The sequence below is a fragment of the Rhodococcus sp. I2R genome, from assembly GCF_020889545.1.
Lineage (GTDB): Bacteria > Actinomycetota > Actinomycetes > Mycobacteriales > Mycobacteriaceae > Rhodococcoides.
In genome coordinates, this window is the sequence record NZ_JAHUTG010000006.1 from 117,592 (window position 1) to 136,525 (window position 18,934).

An 18,934-nucleotide genomic window follows, 5' to 3' on the forward strand; every position below is an offset into this window, starting at 1 on the left:
CGGGTACCGGCGGCCACAGTAAAGTTGCACTCATGTCACAGGACGCACCCACCGAATCACCCGCCGTCGAAGTCTGGCCGGGAAGCGCATATCCGCTGGGCGCGACCTACGACGGGGCCGGTACCAACTTCGCGCTGTTCTCCGAGGTCGCGGAGGCGGTCGACCTCTGCTTGATAGCCGATGACGGAACCGAAACCCGCATCCGTTTCGAAGAGTCCGACGGCTACGTCTGGCACGCCTACCTGCCATCGGTGATCCCCGGCCAGAAGTACGGCTACCGGGTACACGGACCGTGGGACCCGTCGCACGGTCACCGATGCGATCCGAGCAAGTTGCTCCTCGACCCGTACGGCAAAGCGTTCGAGGGTGCGTTCGACGGAGACCGCTCGCTGTTCTCGTATTCGCTCGACATGCCGGAACCTTCGGCGCCGGATCCGCAGGGTGAGGCAGCTGACGCAGACAAGCCATTCGAGGATGCCACCGACCTGACAGATTCGGACAAGACGATCCTCGAGTCCGATCCCGTCGCCCACGACGAGACCTCCAGCGATGATTTTCCGCAGCACGATTCACTCGGTCACACGATGACCACGGTGGTCATCAACCCGTTCTTCGACTGGCAGGCCGATCGCGCGCCGAGGCGTCCGTACCACGAGACGGTCATCTACGAGGCGCACGTCAAAGGCATGACCATCGCGCATCCCGACGTGCCGGAGTCGCTGCGGGGCACGTACGCAGGTCTGGCGCACCCGGTGATCATCGATCACCTGCAAAATCTGGGCATCACGGCGATCGAACTGATGCCGGTACATCAGTTCATGCAGGATCAGACCCTGCTCGACCAAGGACTCCGCAACTACTGGGGCTACAACACGTTCGGGTTCCTCGCCCCGCACGCGGACTACTCCTCCAATCCCACGGCAGGTGCTGCGGTCACCGAGTTCAAGGCGATGGTGCGGGAGTTCCACGCAGCCGGGATCGAGGTGATCCTCGACGTCGTCTACAACCACACCGCCGAGGGCAATCACATGGGCCCGACCATCAGCTTCCGGGGCATCGACAACGCTGCCTACTACCGCCTCGTCGACGGCGACCTCGCGCACTACATGGACTACACCGGCACCGGTAACAGCCTCAACGCCCGACACCCGCACACGCTGCAACTGATCATGGACTCGCTTCGGTATTGGGTGACCGAGATGCACGTGGACGGATTTCGCTTCGATCTCGCGTCCACCCTGGCTCGCGAACTGCACGACGTGGACCGCCTCAGCGCGTTCTTCGATCTGGTGCAACAGGACCCGATCGTCAGCCAGGTCAAACTCATCGCCGAGCCGTGGGACATCGGCGAGGGTGGCTACCAGGTCGGCAACTTCCCAGGCCTGTGGACCGAGTGGAACGGTAAGTACCGCGACACAGTCCGCGATTACTGGCGCGGCGAGCCGGCCACCCTCGGGGAATTCGCATCCAGACTCACCGGGTCCTCCGACCTCTACGAGGCCACCGGCAGACGTCCCGGCGCCAGCATCAACTTCGTCATCGCGCACGACGGCTTCACTCTGAACGATCTGGTCTCGTACAACGACAAACACAACGAGGCGAACGGCGAGGACAACAACGACGGCGAGAGCCACAACCGATCGTGGAACTGCGGGGTCGAGGGCCCCACCGACGACCCGGAGATTCTGGACCTGCGCGCCCGCCAGATTCGCAACATCATGGCCACGTTGCTGCTGAGCCAGGGCACCCCGATGATCGCGCACGGGGATGAGATGGGGCGCACCCAACAGGGCAACAACAATGTCTACTGCCAGGACTCCGAACTGGCCTGGATGGACTGGTCGCTCGCCAAGACCAACTCGGACTTGATCGAGTTCACCAGGGCGGCCATCGCCCTGCGTAATCAACATCCGGTGTTTCGTCGCCGTCGTTTCTTCGAAGGCCTACCGATTCGAAGCGGCGAACAGACACGAGACATCGCGTGGTTGACGCCTGCGGGTGAGGAGATGACTCCTGAGGACTGGGACAGTGGATTCGGCAAGGGCTTGACCGTGTTCCTCAACGGCGAGGGCATTCCGGAGCCCAATCAGCGTGGCGAGAAAGTACTCGACGATTCGTTCCTGCTGTGTTTCAACGCGCATCACGAGACCATCGAGTTCCAGACACCCGACGGTGAATACGCCAAGGAGTGGACTGTTGCGCTCGACACAGCCGCGCGAACGGGAGCGAGTGAGAATGTCATCGAAGCGGGTACACCGGTGAAGGTGGCCGCTCGGTCACTGCTCGTTCTACGAAAGACGGACTGACATATGCCGATCCCCTCCAGCACATATCGACTTCAACTGCGTGGGGACGGCTTCACGCTCGACGATGCTCGCGGAATCGTCGACTACCTCGACGACCTCGGTGTCACCCACGCTTATCTGTCTCCGATACTGACGGCGGCCGAAGGGTCGACACACGGGTACGACGTGGTGGACCCGACGACGGTCTCCGCTGCACTGGGTGGGCGTGAGGCTCTGATCGAACTTGTCGCCGAGCTGCATGCGCGCGGCATGGGCGTGATCGTCGACATCGTTCCCAATCATGTCGGTGTCGACAATCCGCGTCAGAACGTATGGTGGTGGGATGTCCTGGGCAAGGGGCAGGCGTCGGAGTACGCCACCTTCTTCGATATCGACTGGTCGCCGGAGAACGGCACCGACGGCAAGATCGCCCTGCCCGTCCTCGGCTCAGACGAGGACGCCTCGGAACTGTTCATCGATCGAAGCGGCGACGAGGCCTTGCTCGCCTACTACGAGCACCGCTTCCCCATCGCAGCGGGAACCGACTCGGCCGCCGACGGCACAGCCGTCGACGATGCGCGCGCCGTTCACGCCCGTCAGGCCTACCGATTGGTGAGCTGGAAGGCAGGACTCGTCGGATATCGCCGGTTCTTCTCGGTGAACGGTCTCGCCGGTCTGCGGCAGGAGGACTTCGACGTGTTCGCCGCCTCGCACAAGCAGGTCGCGAGTTGGATGACCGAGGGGCTGGTAGACGGTCTGCGGGTGGATCACCCGGACGGTCTCGCCGACCCCGGCGCGTATCTCACCGAACTGCGTGAGCTCATCGGCGATGATCGCTGGCTCGTGATCGAGAAGATCCTCGCGCGCGGCGAACCCCTCGACGAGTCGCTTCCGGTGGACGGCACGACCGGATACGACGCCCTCGCCGATCTCGGTGGAGTGTTCGTCGACCCTTCGGGTGCGTCCGCACTCGGGGACCTGTCTCTCGCGCAGACAGGTACTCGCAGCGACGGCGAATGGTTGCACGCGAGCGAACAGGCACTCAAGGAATCGGTCGCAAGCGGGGATCTCGCACCGGAGGTGCGCAGACTCGCCCGAGCGGTTCGAACCGAAACCGGCACCGACGTATCTGCCGACGTCGTCACCCGCGCGATCGTTGCTGTGCTCGCGCGTATGCCGTACTACCGCGCGGACTACTCGCCGCTCGCCGGGACCACCGCACGAGTGCTCGGCGCGGTTGCGGGTGCGGAACCCGCGCTGGAGCCAGGATTGGACGCACTCGCCGCGGCCTTGATCGCGGACCGCGAGTCGGCAGTTCGGTTCGAGCAGGTCTGCGGCGCGGTGACAGCCAAGAGCGTCGAAGACTGCCTGTTCTATCGGGCGACCCGATTGATCTCGCTTCAAGAAGTCGGCGGCGACCCAGCACAATTCGGTTCCACTCCTGCCCAGTTCCACCTTGCGAACGCCGACCGCGCGGTGCGTTGGCCGGCCGCGATGACCACCTTGTCCACGCACGACACCAAGCGAGGCGAGGACGTCAGGGCACGAATCGGCGTGCTGTCGCAGACTCCCGATCTCTGGGCACGGTGCATCGCAGACTGGCACGCAATCGTCCCCGGACCTGACGGCTCCACGGCTCTGTTCCTGTGGCAGAACTTGTTCGGCGTATGGCCCGCCGACGGCAGGATCGACGACGAGCTGCGCGAGCGTGTCCATGCTTACGCGGAGAAGGCAATTCGTGAGGCCGGCCTCGGTACCGGTTGGATCGAGGTGAACGAGGCTTTCGAGAACGCGGTGCACGAGTGGCTGGATTCGGTAATGGCAGGTCCGGTGGCGGATTCGATGACAGCACTGGTCTCGCGTCTCGCTCCGCACGGCCGTAGCGACGCTCTGGGGCAGAAGCTCCTGCACCTCGTCGGCCCCGGAGTACCCGATGTGTATCAGGGCACCGAGCTCTGGGAGGACTCTCTGGTCGACCCGGACAACCGTAGGCCGGTCGACTATTCGGTTCGGCGCGAACTCCTGGCCGCTACGGCTACACCGACTCTCGATCACACCGGCGCCGCCAAGTTCTGGGTCGTCAGAGCAGCACTTCGCCTTCGGCGTGACCGTCCCGACAGTTTTGTCGGCGGCACCTACGCATCCGTGTGCGCAACAGGCGACGCCTCGTCCCACCTGATCGGCTTCGCTCGTGGACCCGTACTCGGCGCGCCCGATGTCATCGCCCTGGCGACGCGGCATTCCCTGAAGCTCGAGTCCGAGGGTTGGGGTTCGACGGCAGTGGTATTACCCGATGGGCAGTGGACAGACCGGCTCACCGGCACCACGTACGTAGGCGAGGCCGCAGCCGCCGATTTGTTCGCTGCGTTGCCGGTGGCGCTGCTGGTGCGTCACACACCGACCGTAGAGAACCCGGAGAGTTCAGGAGAGAACGACGCATGACCCACCGCTTCGAGGTATGGGCGCCGACGCCGAACACCGTCCGTCTGCATCTGGACGGAGAACTGCATCCGATGCACCAGGGCACCGACGGCTGGTGGTACGTCGACGTCGATGCGGCGCCCGACAGCAGGTACGGTTTCGTCCTGGACGAGGACGACACCGTCCTGCCGGACCCCAGGTCGCCTCGACAACCCGAGGGTGTGCACGAGCGGTCTCAGGTACATCGTCTCGACGAGGGAGCGTGGACCGATTCCACGTGGACGGGGCGACAGCTACCCGGTGGCGTCATCTACGAGTTGCACATCGGAACCTTCACTCCTGAAGGTACTTTCGACGCCGCGGTGGACAAACTCGACTACCTCGTCGATCTCGGTGTCACCTTCGTCGAAATCATGCCGGTCAACGGGTTCAACGGAACCCACAACTGGGGATACGACGGCGTCCTCTGGTACACCGTCCACGAGGCCTACGGCGGCCCCGACGGGTTGCAGCGCCTCGTCGACGCGTGCCACCGCCGCGGACTCGGTGTCGTACTGGACGTGGTCTACAACCACCTGGGACCGTCCGGCAACTATCTGGACCGCTTCGGCCCGTACATGGCCCAGGGAGCGAACAGCTGGGGTCAGGCGATCAACTACTGCGAGGCCGATTCCGGCGCGGTACGGCGTTACGCGATCGAGAATGCTCTGCGCTGGTTTTCCGAGTTCCATATCGATGCCCTGCGTCTGGACGCCGTCCACGCCATCGTCGACCACACCGCGACGCACCTTCTCGAAGAGCTGGCCATCGACACCCGCAGACTCGCAGCACATCTGGGGCGGCCACTGACCTTGATCGCGGAGAGCGATCTGAACGATCCGACCCTCGTCACCGCCCGGTCCGGAGGCGGTCTCGGGCTCGACGCCCAATGGGACGACGACATCCACCACGCGATTCACGCCGCGGTCTCCGGTGAACGGCAGGGGTACTACGGCGATTTCGGATCCCTCCAAGCCTTGGCGAACACGCTGCGCCAGGGTTTCTTCCATGCAGGCACCTACTCGTCGTTCCGGGGTCGTACACACGGTCGGCCGGTGGACACACGGCGCATTCCGGCAAGCTCGTTCGTCACGTACACCACCACGCACGATCAGGTCGGCAATCGCGCGATCGGCGACAGGCCGGGTTTCTACCTATCCCCCGGGCAACTCGCTGTCAAAGCTGCACTGGTTCTGGCCTCTCCGTACACGCCCATGCTGTTCATGGGCGAGGAGTGGGGGGCGTCCACGCCGTTCCAGTTCTTCACCAGTCACCCCGAACCCGAACTCGGCAAGGCCACTGCCGAGGGCAGAAAAGCGGAGTTCGCCGAGCACGGCTGGGACAGCGCGGACATCCCCGATCCGCAGGATCCGGACACCTTCACTCGATCCAAGCTCGACTGGTCCGAGCTTTCCGCAGGCGACCACGCACGACTGCTGGATACCTACCGGGGCTTGCTGATGTTGCGGCGTCGCTTCGCCGAGATCACCGATCCCTGGCTCGAGAATCTCACCGTCGACTACGACGAGGACGAGCGGTGGATCGTTCTGCACCGTGGTTCACTGCGAGTGGTGTGCAACCTGTCGGAGAACGAGGTCACCGTTCCGGTCGGCGGCACGTCGCTGTTGGCGTGGACCGATCCGATCTCCGACGAAACCGGTTCGGCGACCAAGATTCCGGGTCACTCGTTCGCGGTTCTCGCTGACCCTCGCGCGTGATCGTCAGCGACGGGGCCGCAGACGCACCAGAACGCCGATTGCCGTGGCTGCCATCACGACTGCTGTCGCGATCGCAGCCGCGTGCATACCGGTGACGAAGGCATCGTGAGCCGAGTCCGTCAGCGCTGCACCGATATCGGCCGGGAGATCCTCGGCGACAGCGCCTGCGCCGCCTAGTGTTTCCCGAGCCGCGGCAGCCGGTTCGCTGCTGAGACTGCCGACGTCCAGACCCCGTCGGAAGAACGACATGACGACGGTGCCCAGGATCGCTACACCGAGTGCGATGCCGAGTTCGTAGGCAGTCTCGGACACTGCGGACGCCGCCCCTGCTCGTTCGGGTTCGACCGCCCCGACGACGAGGTCGGAGGTCAGTGTCAGCGCAACACCCGCCCCGGCGCCGACGAGCACGAACCCGAAGATGAACAGTGCCGGACCGCTGTCGACGCGCAGTCCGTAGAGCGAGGCGGCACCGATCGCGGCAAACGCGAGTCCCCCGGCCAGCAACGTCGCCGGCGCCACGATCCGCACCATGTATGCCGCCAGCAGCGAGGCGACGATGCTTGCAGCAGTGCCTGGCAGCAACAGCAGTCCGGCCTGCAGCGGACTGTTGCCGAGTACGAGTTGCAGATACTGCGCGCCGAAGAACAGCACGCCGGCCAAGGCGAAGACCGACAGGAAGTTCGTGAACACCGCGGTCGAGAAGGCGGGGTTGGCGAACAGGCGCAGATCGATCATCGGGTCGGCGAGCCGTCGCTGCCTGCGTACGAACATCACACCGGAGACAATTCCGACCACCGCGGCGAGAACGGTTGCTGGTTCCATGCCATGCGCCACGGTCTCTTTGACGGCGTAGACGAGCGGCACGAGCGCAAGCATCGACAGTGCTGAGCTGACGAGATCGAACTTTCCGGGAAACGGGTCCTTCGATTCCGGTATGACCAGTGGGCCGAAGCCGATGAGCGCGATCATCACCGGAATATTGATCAGGAAGACCGAACCCCACCAGAAGTGTTCGAGCAACCAACCTCCGACGAGGGGGCCGCCGGCCGCGCCGCCGCCGGCCATGGCACCCCAGATTCCGATGGCCATGACGCGCTGCCGAGGATCGGAGAACATGGTGCGGATCAGGCCGAGGGTTGCCGGCATCAGCGTGGCACCCGATACGCCCTGCAGGACGCGGGCTCCGATCAGCATCTCCGGGCTCGTCGAGAACGCCGCGACCACCGATGCGATGCCGAAGCCCGCAGCACCGATGAGTAGAAGGTTGCGCCTTCCGACTCGGTCGCCCAATGTGCCCATCGTGATGAGCAGTCCGGCCAACACGAACGAGTAGACGTCGATGATCCAGAGCAGCTGATTGCTGGTGGGTGCGAGATCAGCACTGATGAAAGGCAGCGCCAGATCCAGAACGGTGCCGTCGACCGCGACGAGGAGCACCGCGAACGCCAGGACGACAAGGCCGAGCCACTCCCTGGGCGTCGCCTGCTGGGGTGCCTCCGGTTGCACGCTGGGCATGCGCAACTCACTCACTGACTTCTCCTCGAATCATCCGGGGACTGACCGTCCAGCCGGTACAGTGCCAAGCTAGCAGTAAACCGTCCAGCCGGTAAAGTCGATTGGGTACAGTGGGCGGCATGTCATCGGACACACGCGATCGGATACTCGACGCCCTGGAGGAAATGCTCCTCGATCACGGTTTGAGCAAAGTGACGCTGGAATCCGTCGCGTCAAACGCCGGGGTGTCCAAGGGAGGGCTGCTCTACCACTTCAGCACCAAGGACGCGATGATCGCCGCGATGGTCCGACGGCTCGGCGAGCGATCCGATCAACAGCGCGCACAGGCCGCAGAGGGCGGCACAACCGTCGCCCAGTGGTACCTGCAACCACCGGGGTCCATCTCGGACAAGGAGACGGCGCTCTTCCGCTCGACACTCGCCGTGCTGCGCAGCGTCGACGGAAACCCCGGCGAGATCCACCGCGCGGTCACCGAGGTAATGCGGTTGTGGGACGAGGGACTCCGGTCGGAGATACCGGACCCGGTCTCAGCCGAGATCGTTCGACTCGTGGGCGACGGTATCTATCTCGGGGCCCTGCTCGACCTACCGCCCGTGGACCGGGACCTGCATCGACGCGTCGTCGAACGCCTACTCGGACCGGATCAGGTCAGATAGCGATAGGCGGGCGAACCCGGTTCGAGTTGTTCCACCCGCAGACGAGAGGTCCGCATGCGCTCGAGCAGCGCACTGAGACCCGTCGCGACCCCCAACTGGATTCCCACCAGCGCGGCGCCGGTCTCGCGATTGTTGCGCTTGACGTACTCGAACAACGTGATGTCGTCCTCCGGCCCCAGCACCTCGTCGAGGAACCGACGGAGCGCACCCGGTTCCTGCGGAAAATCCACCAGGAAGTAGTGCTTGAGTCCGAGGTGGACCAGTGACCGTTCGAGGATTTCCCCGTATCGCGACACGTCGTTGTTGCCACCGGAGATCAGACACACCACGGTGCTGCCCGGCGCCACCGAGATATGCGTCAGCGCGGCCACACTCAGCGCACCGGCCGGCTCGGCGATGACACCCTCGTTCTGATACAACTCGAGCATTGCTGTGCAGATGGCACCTTCGTCGACCTGTGTCATCAGAAACGGCCCGGAGTCTGCTGTTCTCCCCGGGAATGTCGGCACCGCCACCAGTGGCAGTGACGCGTGCGTGACCACCTCCGCACCCAGCGAACGCAAAGCCTCGAACGGGACGTCTCCGATGCGGCGAACAGCGGCGCCGTCGACGAACGGGTCGATATCGGTCAGCGTCACCGGTCCTCCGGCGACGAGCGCAGCCGTCATCGATGCCGCTCCCGACGGCTCGACACCGACCAGGGCGGTCGACGGCGACCTCTCGCGCAGGTAGGTGGAGATGCCGGCGATGCATCCGCCGCCGCCCACAGGCATGACGACCGTGTCCGGCGGCGACCCCAATTGCTCGATTATCTCCGCAGCAATGGTCCCTTGACCGGCCACAGTGCGACGATCGTCGAACGGCGGAACCATGGTGGCACCGGTTCGTTCCGCATCGTCCGCGGCAGCAGCCGCAGCCGCGTCGAAGGTGTCCCCCGTCAAGATCAGCTCGACGTAATCGCCGCCGTGCACAAGTATGCGGTCACGTTTCTGCTTGGGCGTGTTCGCGGGCACATAGATGCGGCCGCGTACCTTCATGGATCGACACGCGAAGGCGACGCCCTGCGCATGGTTGCCTGCACTGGCGGTCACCACTCCGACTGCCAACTCCTTGGGAGTCAGCTGCGACATCAGGTTGTATGCGCCCCGGATCTTGTACGAGCGCACGATCTGCAGATCTTCACGCTTGAGGTAGACGTGCGCGCCGGTGACGGCAGACAAGCGCTCGCAGTACTGGAGAGGTGTTGCTGCCACGACATCGGAAATTCGACGGGCAGCCGCGTCGATGTCGTCCGCGGTGACCGCGAACGAACGAGTGCTGTCGACGACATCAGAGGGTGCGACATCAGGGGTATTGACCACGCGTCCATGCTGCCACCAGTGACCATGGACAACCGACTCGGGACTATCCCCGAGGCTCGAACTGCGACGGCAGCGGTACGTTCCGCAAGTTCGACTTCGCCATCTGCACGGCCTCGCCGACGCCTCCGTTCATCACCGTTCGCGACATCGCCAGCGCGAATCCCTTGATCTGCCCGCCGGTGATGTTGGGCGGCAACGACAGTGCGTTGGGATCGGTCACGATGTCGACCAGCGCTGGCCCGTCGTGTTCTAGTGCCGAACGAATTCCCGAATCGAGATCCGACGGATCCTCGATCCGCACCGAGAACATGCCCAGCGCCGACGCCACGGCGGCATAGTCGGTGGCGGGAACGTCGAGGCGAAGTCGGGCAATCCTTCGACGAGCATCTCGAGTTTCACCATCCCGAGGGTCGAGTTGCTGAACACGACGATCTTGACCGGCAGGCGATACATGGCAACGGTCACCAGCTCACCCATCAGCATGGACAGTCCACCGTCACCTGACATGGACACGACCTGCCGTGCCGGCAGTGCAACCTGCGCGCCGATCGCGTGTGGGAGCGCGTTGGCCATGGAGCCGTGCAGCGCCGACGAGAGGAACCTGCGGCGTCCGTTGGGGTTCAGGTAGCGGGCGCTCCACACGTTGCACATACCGGTGTCCGCGGTGAAAACGGCGTCCTCCGCGGCAAGGTCGTCGAGAATCGAGGCCGCAAATTCGGGGTGGATCGGGGTGCGCTGCTTGACAGGCTTGGTGTATGCGCCGACTACCTTCGTCATCAGGGTGTTATGACGATCAAGCGTGCTCTGCAGGAATTTGCGATCGTTTTTGCGGTGCACCCGGTGCAGCAGTGCCGCCATCGTCGCCTTGGCATCACCGTGCACGGCCAGATCGAGACTTGTTCTGCGGCCCAGATTTTCGGCTGCACTGTCGATCTGTGCAGTACGAACCTCGTCCGGAAGAAACTGGTCGTACGGGAAGTCGGTTCCGACGAGCAGGAGCAGATCCGCGTCGTGAATACCGTCGTGCGCGGCGCCGTACCCCAGGAGCCCGGTCATGCCGATATCGAATGGATTGTCGTATTGAACGAACTCCTTGCCGCGCAGGGAGTGTCCGATCGGAGCACCCAGAACCTCCGCCAGCTCGAGTAGTTCGGCCCGCGCATCACGTACACCCGCGCCCGCGAAAATGGCCACCGTGCTCGCCTCGTTCACAGCGACTGCGAGCGACTCGACGTCTGCCATCGATGGAACGAGCGACGGCGTACCCGTGCGCACGAACGCGGGTGCCTCCCGGGCGACCGCCTGATCCGCAATATCACCGGGGAGCGTCACCACTGCAACTCCGGACTTGCCGACCGCGTGTTGCACCGCGGAGTGGATCACGCGCGGCGACTGCTCGGCGGTACTGATCAGTTCTGTGTACACCGAACATTCGACGAACAACCGGTCTGGGTGCGTCTCCTGGAAGAAGCTCGACCCGATCTGCACGCTCGGGATGTGTGAGGCGATGGCCAGCACCGGAGCTCCCGAGCGGTTGGCATCGTAGAGACCGTTGATCAGATGCAAATTCCCAGGGCCGCACGAACCCGCGCACACCGCCAGCTTCCCGGTCAGCTGGGCCTCGGCGGAGGCCGCGAAAGCCGCTGCCTCCTCGTGCCGAACGTGCACCCAGTCGATCCCCCCGTCTTTCGAACCGCCACTGCGTCGGACCGCGTCGACGATGGGATTGAGACTGTCGCCGACTATGCCGTAGATGCGTTCTACGCCGGCTTCGATCAGCTGCGCGACTATCTGTTCTGCAACGGTTCTGGGGCTCAACTCGATTGTTTCCTCACACTTTGGTCAGCACGAAAACGGGGATCTCCCGGTCGGTCTTGCGCTGGTAGTCCGCGTAGTCGGGATACGCCGCCACGGCGCGGTCCCACCACACTGCCTTCTCGTCACCGCTCACCTCGCGGGCAAGGTAATCGGCCTTGTCCGGACCGTCCTGGAGCTCCACCAGAGGTTCGGCTTTGACGTTGTAGTACCAGACCGGATGCTTCGGCGCGCCGCCCAGCGAGGCGACCACGGCGTACTCCCCGTCGTGTTCGACCCGCATCAACGGTGTCTTACGAAGCTTGCCGGTCTTGTTGCCCTTGGTCGTCATCAAGACAACCGGCATACCGTTGAGCGTCGTTCCCTCGGTGCCGCCGGAACGTTCGAGAAGCTCGGCCTGCTTGCGCGCCCAATCCATCGTGCTCGGTTCATATTCTCCTGTAAGTGGCATGACATCCAGTCAACACTCCTGTACCCCGCCAGCGCCAGACAAACCCTGCCCCGCGCCCGCATGTGTCCGCCCCGCGCCCGCATGTGTCCGCCCCGCGCCCGCATGAATGGACCATCACAACGGCTAGACGGTTACAAGGGACCATTCATGCCGAAAAAAGTGCGAAAAAAAGTGCGAAAAAAGAGGGGGCAGCAGAAAGTTCGGTGGACCGAATCCTGCATTACGTATACCCTGATGCGGGTAGACAGCATCGCCGAACGGAGAGATCGGATGACGTACGTAGTCCCGAGCACATCGACTCGTCAGCATCGGCGTCCGAACACGGTCGACATCGCGGGTATCGCGTGGCCGGTGTACAAGGTCGAGGCACTCGTACTCGGAATTGCGATCTTCGTCGGCACACTAGCGCTGACGACGTCGCTACAGATAGCGGTTCTCACCAGCGCCGCGACGACCGTTCTCGCCTGGTGGTCGCTACTTCTCCTCGAGCGCCGCTCACGCGACTGACCCGGCGTCGGCATTCGAAAGCGAGCCCGTTCGGACGCGAGACCGTCAGCCGGCGAGGCAGCCTGGACCGAGCAACGCTTTGAGGTCACCCATCAGCGCTGAGGTGGGAGTGACCCGCAAGCTGTCGTCGAGCTTCATGGCTGTGACCTTGTCACCGCTCACCAACCGTAGGTGCACATCCGACGTTCCCGGATGACTCATCAGCACCTTCTTGAGGGCACCGACCTTGTCCGCTGTGCACAACCGCGTCGGCAGGCTGACCGCCAGCGGTTTCGCGACGCCCACTGCCGACAGGTCCGGAACCGCAAGATCGTTCGCGATCAGTGATGTTCGGTCGTCGCGGACCGACACGCGCCCCTTCACCAGCACCACGGAGTCCTCGGTGACGTCCGCCCCGAACACCGAATAAGCCTGCGGGAAGAACAACACCTCGATTCCGCCGACGAGGTCCTCGAGCTGCGCCGACGCCCACGTCAAACCGTTCTTGTTGACGCGGCGATTCACCGAGGCCAGGATGCCGCCGATAGTGACCTGGGTGCCGTCCTTGACATCACCTTCGAGGATCGCGGGGATGTTGGTATCGGATTGCGCCGCGAGCATGTGCTCGACGCCGAGCAGCGGGTGACCCGAGACGTAGAGACCGAGCATCTCGCGCTCGAGCGCCAACCGATGCTTGGATTCCCATTCCTCTTCGGGGACGCGGACATTGAATACCGCCGAAATCGACTCGTCGGCGTCCTCACCACCGAAGAGATCGAACTGACCGATCGCCTCGGCCTTCTTCGTCCCCATCACCGAGTCGATCGCGTCGGCGTGGATGAGCATCAAGCCCTTGCGAGGATGCTCGAGCGAGTCGAACGCTCCGGACTTGATCAGCGACTCGGTGACCTTCTTGCTGCAGGCGGTCGCATCGATCTTGTTCAGGTAGTCGGAGAAGTCCGTGTACTTCGACTTCTCCTCGCGTGCCCTGATGATCGACGCCACCACATTGGTGCCCACGTTGCGGACCGCGCCCAGACCGAAGCGAATGTCCTTGCCGACCGAGGCGAAGTTGAGCTCGGATTCGTTGACGTCCGGTGGCAGAACGGTGATGCCGAGCTTGCGGCAGTCGGCCAGATAGATGGCCGACTTGTCCTTGTCGTCGCCGACGCTGGTGAGCAGACCCGCCATGTATTCGCCGGGATAGTTGGCCTTGAGGTAACCGGTCCAGTAGGACACCAACCCGTATCCAGCTGCGTGCGACTTGTTGAACGCGTAACCGGCGAACGGGAGAATCGTGTCCCACAACGCCTTGATCGCAGGTTCCGAGAAGCTGTTGGCGAGCATCCCCTCGCGGAAACCGGCGTATGCCTCCTCCAGCACCGAGAGCTTCTTCTTACCCATGGCGCGGCGCAAGATATCGGCCTGACCGAGCGAGTATCCGGCGACCTTCTGCGCGATCTGCATGATCTGCTCCTGATACACGATCAGGCCGTACGTGTCCTTCAGGATCTCGGCGAGCGGTTCCTCGAGCTCGGGGTGAATCGGCTTGACGTCTTGACGACCATTCTTGCGGTCGGCATAGTCGTTGTGCGCGTTCATGCCCATCGGCCCCGGGCGGTACAGCGCCAGAACGGCGACGATGTCCTCGAAGCCTGTGGGTTGCATCCTGCGCAGCAGGTCTCGCATAGCGCTGCCGTCGAGCTGGAACACACCGAGCGTGTCACCACGCGCCAACAATTCGTACGTCGCTGGATCGTCGAGACCGAGAGTGTCGAGATCGACCTCGATCCCCCGGTTGCTCTTGATGTTGTCGATCGCGTCACCGATGACCGTCAGGTTGCGCAGACCGAGGAAGTCCATCTTGAGCAGGCCGATCGCCTCGCACGACGGGTAGTCCCAGCCGGTGATGATCGCGCCGTCCTGGGCGCGCTTCCACACCGGAATGGCGTCGGTCAGCGGCTCCGAGGACATGATGACCGCGCAGGCGTGCACGCCGGCGTTGCGGATGAGGCCCTCGAGTCCGCGCGCGGTCTTGTAGATGGTGGCGACGTCGGGGTTCGAGTCGATGAGCGCTCGGACCTCGGTCGCTTCCTTGTACCGCTCGTTGGCCGGATCGGTGATCCCGGCCACCGAGATGTCCTTGGCCATGATCGGCGGCGGCAGAGCCTTGGTGATCTGGTCGGCGATCGCGAATCCCGGCTGCCCGAACTGGACTCGCGCCGAGTCCTTGATCGCAGCCTTGGTCTTGATGGTGCCGAACGTGATGACCTGTGCGACGCGATCGCTGCCCCACTTCTCGGTGGCGTACCGCACCATCTCGCCGCGGCGACGATCATCGAAGTCGATGTCGATATCGGGCATAGACACACGCTCGGGGTTGAGAAATCGCTCGAAGAGCAGGCCGTGCGGAAGCGGGTCGATGTTGGTGATACCCATCGCGTACGCGACGAGTGAGCCTGCTGCCGATCCACGACCCGGTCCGACGCGGATACCGACCGAACGTGCGTACGCGATGAGGTCGCCGACGACGAGGAAGTACGCGGGGAAACCCATCTCGAGAATGACGGAGATCTCATACTTGGCGCGATCACGGTATTCCTGTGGAACACCGTCGGGGAATCGCCATTCGAGGCCACGGTCGACCTCTTTGGTCAGGAAAGAACCCTGGGTGTCGCCTTCGGGGACAGGGAAGACGGGCATGCGATCGCGGTGCGCCCACACCTCGTCGTACGGCTGGACACGCTCGGCGATGAGCAGCGTGCTGTCGCACGCGCCGGGCACCTCGTCATCCCACAGCGCCCGCATCTCTGCTGCGGACTTGAGGTAGTAGCCGTCGCCGTCGAATTTGAAGCGGGTCGGGTCACTCAGGGTCTTGCCGGTCTGAATGCAGAGCAGCGCTTCGTGGTTTTCCGCTGCATCCTTGGTGACATAGTGGCAGTCGTTCGTGGCTAGAGGCGGGATCGACAGCTTCTTGCCGATGTCGATCAGCCCTTCGCGCACGCGCCGCTCGATCGACAGTCCGTGGTCCATCAGTTCGAGGAAGAAGTTCTCCGGGCCCCAGATCTCCTGCCACTTGGCTGCCGCTTCGAGGGCCTCCCGATCCTGGCCGAGACGCAGCCGCGTCTGTACCTCACCCGACGGGCACCCGGTGGTCGCGATAATTCCTTCGGCGTGCTTCGCGATGATCTCCTCGTCCATGCGCGCCCACTTGCCCAGCTGACCCTCGATCGAGGCCAGCGAGGACAGCTTGAAAAGGTTCCGTACTCCGGTTGCGTTCTCGGCGACCATCGTCATGTGCGTGTACGCGCCACTACCGGATACGTCGTCCGACTTCTGGCTGCGATCGCCCCACAACACACGCTTCTTGTTGAATCGCGACTCGGGAGCGATGTACGCCTCGATACCGATGATCGGTTTGATTCCGGCCTTCTTGGCCTCGTTGTAGAACTCGCTCGCGCCGTACATGTTGCCGTGGTCGGTCATTCCGACTGCCGTCATCTCGAGGCGCGCGGCCTCTGCGAACATAGGCGCGATCTTGGCGGCCCCGTCGAGCATCGAGTACTCGGTGTGGTTGTGCAAATGAACGAACGAGTCGGCCACGAAGGTTCTCTCCTGAAGGTCGTGCGTTGTCGAAATACGAGCCGCGAACGTACCCACTGTAAGCGGTCCGACCGACAGAATTTTCACGCTGACGGTGTGTCCTGGGAGGACGTGACAGGTGTGACGGAAGAGACCGATCCTCTGCTTCAGAACGAAATCGGCGGCGGTCCCTGCTGCTGATCGGACGCTGCTCGGTAAAACTCCCGCTCGCGCACCCCCGCGATGCCGGCGAACAGTAGCCACGGGATCGTCACGACAAGCTTGTTCAGCGTTGCGACCGCATCGTTGTAGTACTGGCGGGCGAAGGAGAGTTGGTTCTCGGTGTCCGCCAGTTGCCGCTGTAGATCGAGGAAATTGGCGGACGCCTTCAGGTCCGGATAGTTCTCGGCCACCGCGAGGACGTCGATCACGGCCTTGTCCAGCTGCGCATCGGCGGCGGCCTTCTCCCCGACCGTGCCCGATGCCGTGGCCTTCGACACGCTCGTTCGCGCTGCCGTCACCGCCTCGAGAACAGATTTCTCGTGGGCGGCATATCCCTTCACGGTCGTCACCAGATTCGGGATCAGGTCTGCCCGACGCGTGAGCTGCACATCGATGCCGCCGAGCGCTTCCTGAGCGGATACATCAGCAGATCTGAGCTTGTTGAAGCCGACGACGAACAGCGCGCCGACCGCCACTACCGCCACCACAAGAATCACCACTGCTGTCACAACCATGGAGTTACCCACCTTTCGCTGCAGATCGTTGCCGTGTCACCAGGAGCCACCACCACCACCGCCACCACCACCACCGCCACCACCCGACGAGGACGAGGACGAGGACTGCGTCGCCTCGTAGGAACTGATCGACGACGACAACGCCGAGTCGAAACTGTCGAACGAGGTCCCCGATCCGAGGAAGCCGTGCGAGGTTCCCGCGGTGACCGGATACCACGTCGGCGTCGGCGGCTCGGTGCCCGTCGCGTCGCGGAACTTCTTCGCCCATTGCTCCGCGACCCCGAAACCGACGGCATAGGGGACGAACGCGGTGTACATGTCCGCACGCGCCGAGAAGTCGAACCTGTCGACGCTGGACGGGGTGGACAGCAGGCGGCGGAATCCGCCTGTACGGGACCATACTTCGCGTCCGCGTGCCGTCCTGCGCGTTCCGGTTCCCGGACGCGTGAGCGCTCGTCCGCCGATGACGAACGCCGCGAACGGCACTCCCGCCATCGTCGGTGCCAGCCATCCGACGAAGCCGACGATCGCGAGTACGAAGGCCAGCACGACGAGGCAGGCCCCGAGGTACTCGAACTTCGAGGACACGACCAGGTGTTCGTCGCGGCCCCACGCCTTGCACTCGGCCTCGGTCAGTGCCTTGGCGGAACTCAGTGTCTTGCCGGCCGACACCGAACCGTCGGCCGAGAACCCAGCGCCGCGTCGCGTGACACCGAGGCAGGCTCCCAGTGCCACGGTGACACGATCCATGCGGCTCCAGCCAGGGCCGTCGTCGTTGCCGACTATCCGCCAATCCTCGGTGCCCTGCTGTCGGAGCGTGACGACCCCCTGCTGGGCCATGTGCAAGAACGAACTCGACAGCGTTGTCGACCCGAAGCTCTCGCTGTGGATCCAGTTCGCCTGTACCGGTCCGATCCCCTCCGGCGGCGCGTACATCACCGGGAACCCAGGTTCCGGCTCGTGCGCAGCTCGCGCCCACACCCACCCGGCAGCCAGGCCGATGAGGCCGAGCAGCCCGACCAGGGTGGCGACCGCGGGCGAGCGCCCCAGAACCTTGTCGAACGACGACGACCAGGGCAGGATGTCGCGCGCAGGTGCGGGGAGATTCATCCCGATTCGTACGGTGACCGGCTGTCGGGGATCGAGGTCCGACGCCGCAATCGTCACCACATCGGTGCCCTCTCCACCGACCGCGCAGGGCTGTGCGTTCCGGTCGTCCGCCGAACATTCGACCCGACCGGACGGAGCGGGAAGTGTCACGACTACGTTCGCCTGCCGAATCGGCATCTCCCAGCCCGGGGCGACGACGTTCCAGTAGAAGACCGACTGCGCCGAGGCCGAAGCGTCACCGACCACGGTGGCAAAATCACCTGCACCGGCCGAAGGAGGATCGATGACACCTTCGACGGTGTACGAGATCTCGTACACGTGAACACCCTGCGAAACATAGGAATTCGGGTCTCCGATCTTCGCCACGACATAGCGTTCGGCAGACTCCGTGCTGTACTCGACCGGAACGTCGCGGCCGTCCAGCGTGACCGACGACACGGTGGGGATCTGCCGAGCACCACTGTCGGTCGGGTTCGTGACGTCCCAGTATCTGAAGATGCCGTGCCTACCCGAAGGAAACTGCGCGGTGATGGTCTCCACGGCGCTCAGATGCCCGTCGACCTGAATGTCGTAGCGCGCGGAGTAGTCGACGATCGACACCGGATCGGACGCTGCCGACGACGACGCGGGTATCGACGCCACGATCACGGGCCACAGTAGACCGGCGGCGGAGAGTATCAGCAGAACCACTACCGCACCGATTCTCTTCACGTGCCCCTCCGGCAGCCGATGAACTGCAGCAACTATGCACTCCGGCG

11 protein-coding genes and 1 pseudogene are annotated in these 18,934 nt (G+C 63.9%); 5 read left to right on the plus strand and 7 right to left on the minus strand.

All coding sequences use genetic code 11. The annotated features are described in order from the left end of the window. Positions 1-32 precede the first annotated feature (32 nt). Genes glgX through treZ form a run of 3 tightly spaced genes read left to right on the plus strand, consistent with a single transcriptional unit; the run spans position 33 to position 6,463 of the window. Entirely contained in the window at positions 33-2,306 is a 2,274-nt protein-coding gene (glgX, locus tag KVY23_RS07940) for a glycogen debranching protein GlgX (RefSeq protein WP_230555978.1), read from the plus strand. A 3-nt stretch (positions 2,307-2,309) separates the two neighbouring features. Next, positions 2,310-4,727: a malto-oligosyltrehalose synthase gene (gene treY / locus KVY23_RS07945; protein ID WP_230555979.1), complete on the plus strand. Its 2,418-nt coding sequence runs from the start codon at positions 2,310-2,312 to the stop codon at positions 4,725-4,727. Next, positions 4,724-6,463, plus strand: a complete 1,740-nt coding sequence (gene treZ / locus KVY23_RS07950; RefSeq protein WP_230555980.1) for a malto-oligosyltrehalose trehalohydrolase — start codon at positions 4,724-4,726, stop codon at positions 6,461-6,463. The genes treY and treZ overlap by 4 nt, the downstream gene beginning before the upstream one ends. Positions 6,464-6,466: 3 nt before the next feature. Here treZ and KVY23_RS07955 read toward each other — a convergent pair whose 3' ends face one another. Then, positions 6,467-7,978: an MFS transporter gene (locus KVY23_RS07955; protein WP_230556072.1), complete on the minus strand. Its 1,512-nt coding sequence runs from the start codon at positions 7,976-7,978 to the stop codon at positions 6,467-6,469. 119 nt (positions 7,979-8,097) lie between these two features. Between KVY23_RS07955 and KVY23_RS07960 the strand changes: the two genes are divergently transcribed. Further along, positions 8,098-8,634, plus strand: a complete 537-nt coding sequence (locus KVY23_RS07960) for a TetR/AcrR family transcriptional regulator (protein WP_230555981.1) — start codon at positions 8,098-8,100, stop codon at positions 8,632-8,634. Here the strand turns inward: KVY23_RS07960 and ilvA are convergent. The 3 genes and pseudogenes from ilvA to KVY23_RS07975 all read right to left on the minus strand — a co-directional run bounded on the left by ilvA (position 8,622) and on the right by KVY23_RS07975 (position 12,261). After that, complete coding sequence (gene ilvA, locus KVY23_RS07965; protein WP_206509740.1) at positions 8,622-9,995, minus strand: threonine ammonia-lyase IlvA; 1,374 nt, start codon at positions 9,993-9,995, stop codon at positions 8,622-8,624. The two genes, KVY23_RS07960 and ilvA, sit on opposite strands and share 13 nt — an antisense overlap. Positions 9,996-10,038: 43 nt before the next feature. Continuing rightward, positions 10,039-11,813 (minus strand): annotated as a pseudogene (locus KVY23_RS07970) (pyruvate dehydrogenase). Between the two features lie 13 nt (positions 11,814-11,826). Continuing rightward, entirely contained in the window at positions 11,827-12,261 is a 435-nt protein-coding gene (locus tag KVY23_RS07975) for a nitroreductase family deazaflavin-dependent oxidoreductase (RefSeq protein WP_230555982.1), read from the minus strand. Between the two features lie 270 nt (positions 12,262-12,531). On the opposite strand from KVY23_RS07975, the gene KVY23_RS07980 reads away from it, so the two are divergent. Next, positions 12,532-12,768, plus strand: coding sequence for a hypothetical protein (locus tag KVY23_RS07980; RefSeq protein WP_075840700.1), 237 nt, complete (start codon positions 12,532-12,534; stop codon positions 12,766-12,768). Positions 12,769-12,813: 45 nt separating this feature from the next. On the opposite strand, the gene dnaE is transcribed toward KVY23_RS07980, so the two are convergent. The 3 genes from dnaE to KVY23_RS07995 form a co-directional block, all read right to left on the minus strand. Then, positions 12,814-16,350 carry a DNA polymerase III subunit alpha gene (dnaE, locus tag KVY23_RS07985; RefSeq protein ID WP_230555983.1) on the minus strand — a complete coding sequence of 1,179 codons (3,537 nt, stop codon included), beginning with the start codon at positions 16,348-16,350 and terminating at the stop codon, positions 12,814-12,816. A gap of 146 nt (positions 16,351-16,496) precedes the next feature. After that, on the minus strand, positions 16,497-17,066 hold the full coding sequence (locus KVY23_RS07990; RefSeq protein WP_230555984.1) for a LemA family protein: 570 nt from the start codon (positions 17,064-17,066) through the stop codon (positions 16,497-16,499). A 36-nt stretch (positions 17,067-17,102) separates the two neighbouring features. Beyond that, on the minus strand, positions 17,103-18,887 hold the full coding sequence (locus tag KVY23_RS07995) for a DUF2207 domain-containing protein (protein WP_230555985.1): 1,785 nt from the start codon (positions 18,885-18,887) through the stop codon (positions 17,103-17,105). Between the last annotated feature and the right edge of the window lie 47 nt (positions 18,888-18,934).

What these genes read in the sequence shown, in the direction of transcription:
- treY (WP_230555979.1), top strand. Translation starts at nt 2,310, where the DNA reads ATGCCGATCCCCTCCAGCACATATCGACTTCAACTGCGTGGGGACGGC.
- KVY23_RS07980 (WP_075840700.1), top strand. Translation starts at nt 12,532, where the DNA reads ATGACGTACGTAGTCCCGAGCACATCGACTCGTCAGCATCGGCGTCCG.
- KVY23_RS07990 (WP_230555984.1), bottom strand. Translation starts at nt 17,066, where the DNA reads ATGGTTGTGACAGCAGTGGTGATTCTTGTGGTGGCGGTAGTGGCGGTC.
- KVY23_RS07975 (WP_230555982.1), bottom strand. Translation starts at nt 12,261, where the DNA reads ATGCCACTTACAGGAGAATATGAACCGAGCACGATGGATTGGGCGCGC.
- glgX (WP_230555978.1), top strand. Translation starts at nt 33, where the DNA reads ATGTCACAGGACGCACCCACCGAATCACCCGCCGTCGAAGTCTGGCCG.
- treZ (WP_230555980.1), top strand. Translation starts at nt 4,724, where the DNA reads ATGACCCACCGCTTCGAGGTATGGGCGCCGACGCCGAACACCGTCCGT.
- KVY23_RS07960 (WP_230555981.1), top strand. Translation starts at nt 8,098, where the DNA reads ATGTCATCGGACACACGCGATCGGATACTCGACGCCCTGGAGGAAATG.
- KVY23_RS07955 (WP_230556072.1), bottom strand. Translation starts at nt 7,978, where the DNA reads ATGCCCAGCGTGCAACCGGAGGCACCCCAGCAGGCGACGCCCAGGGAG.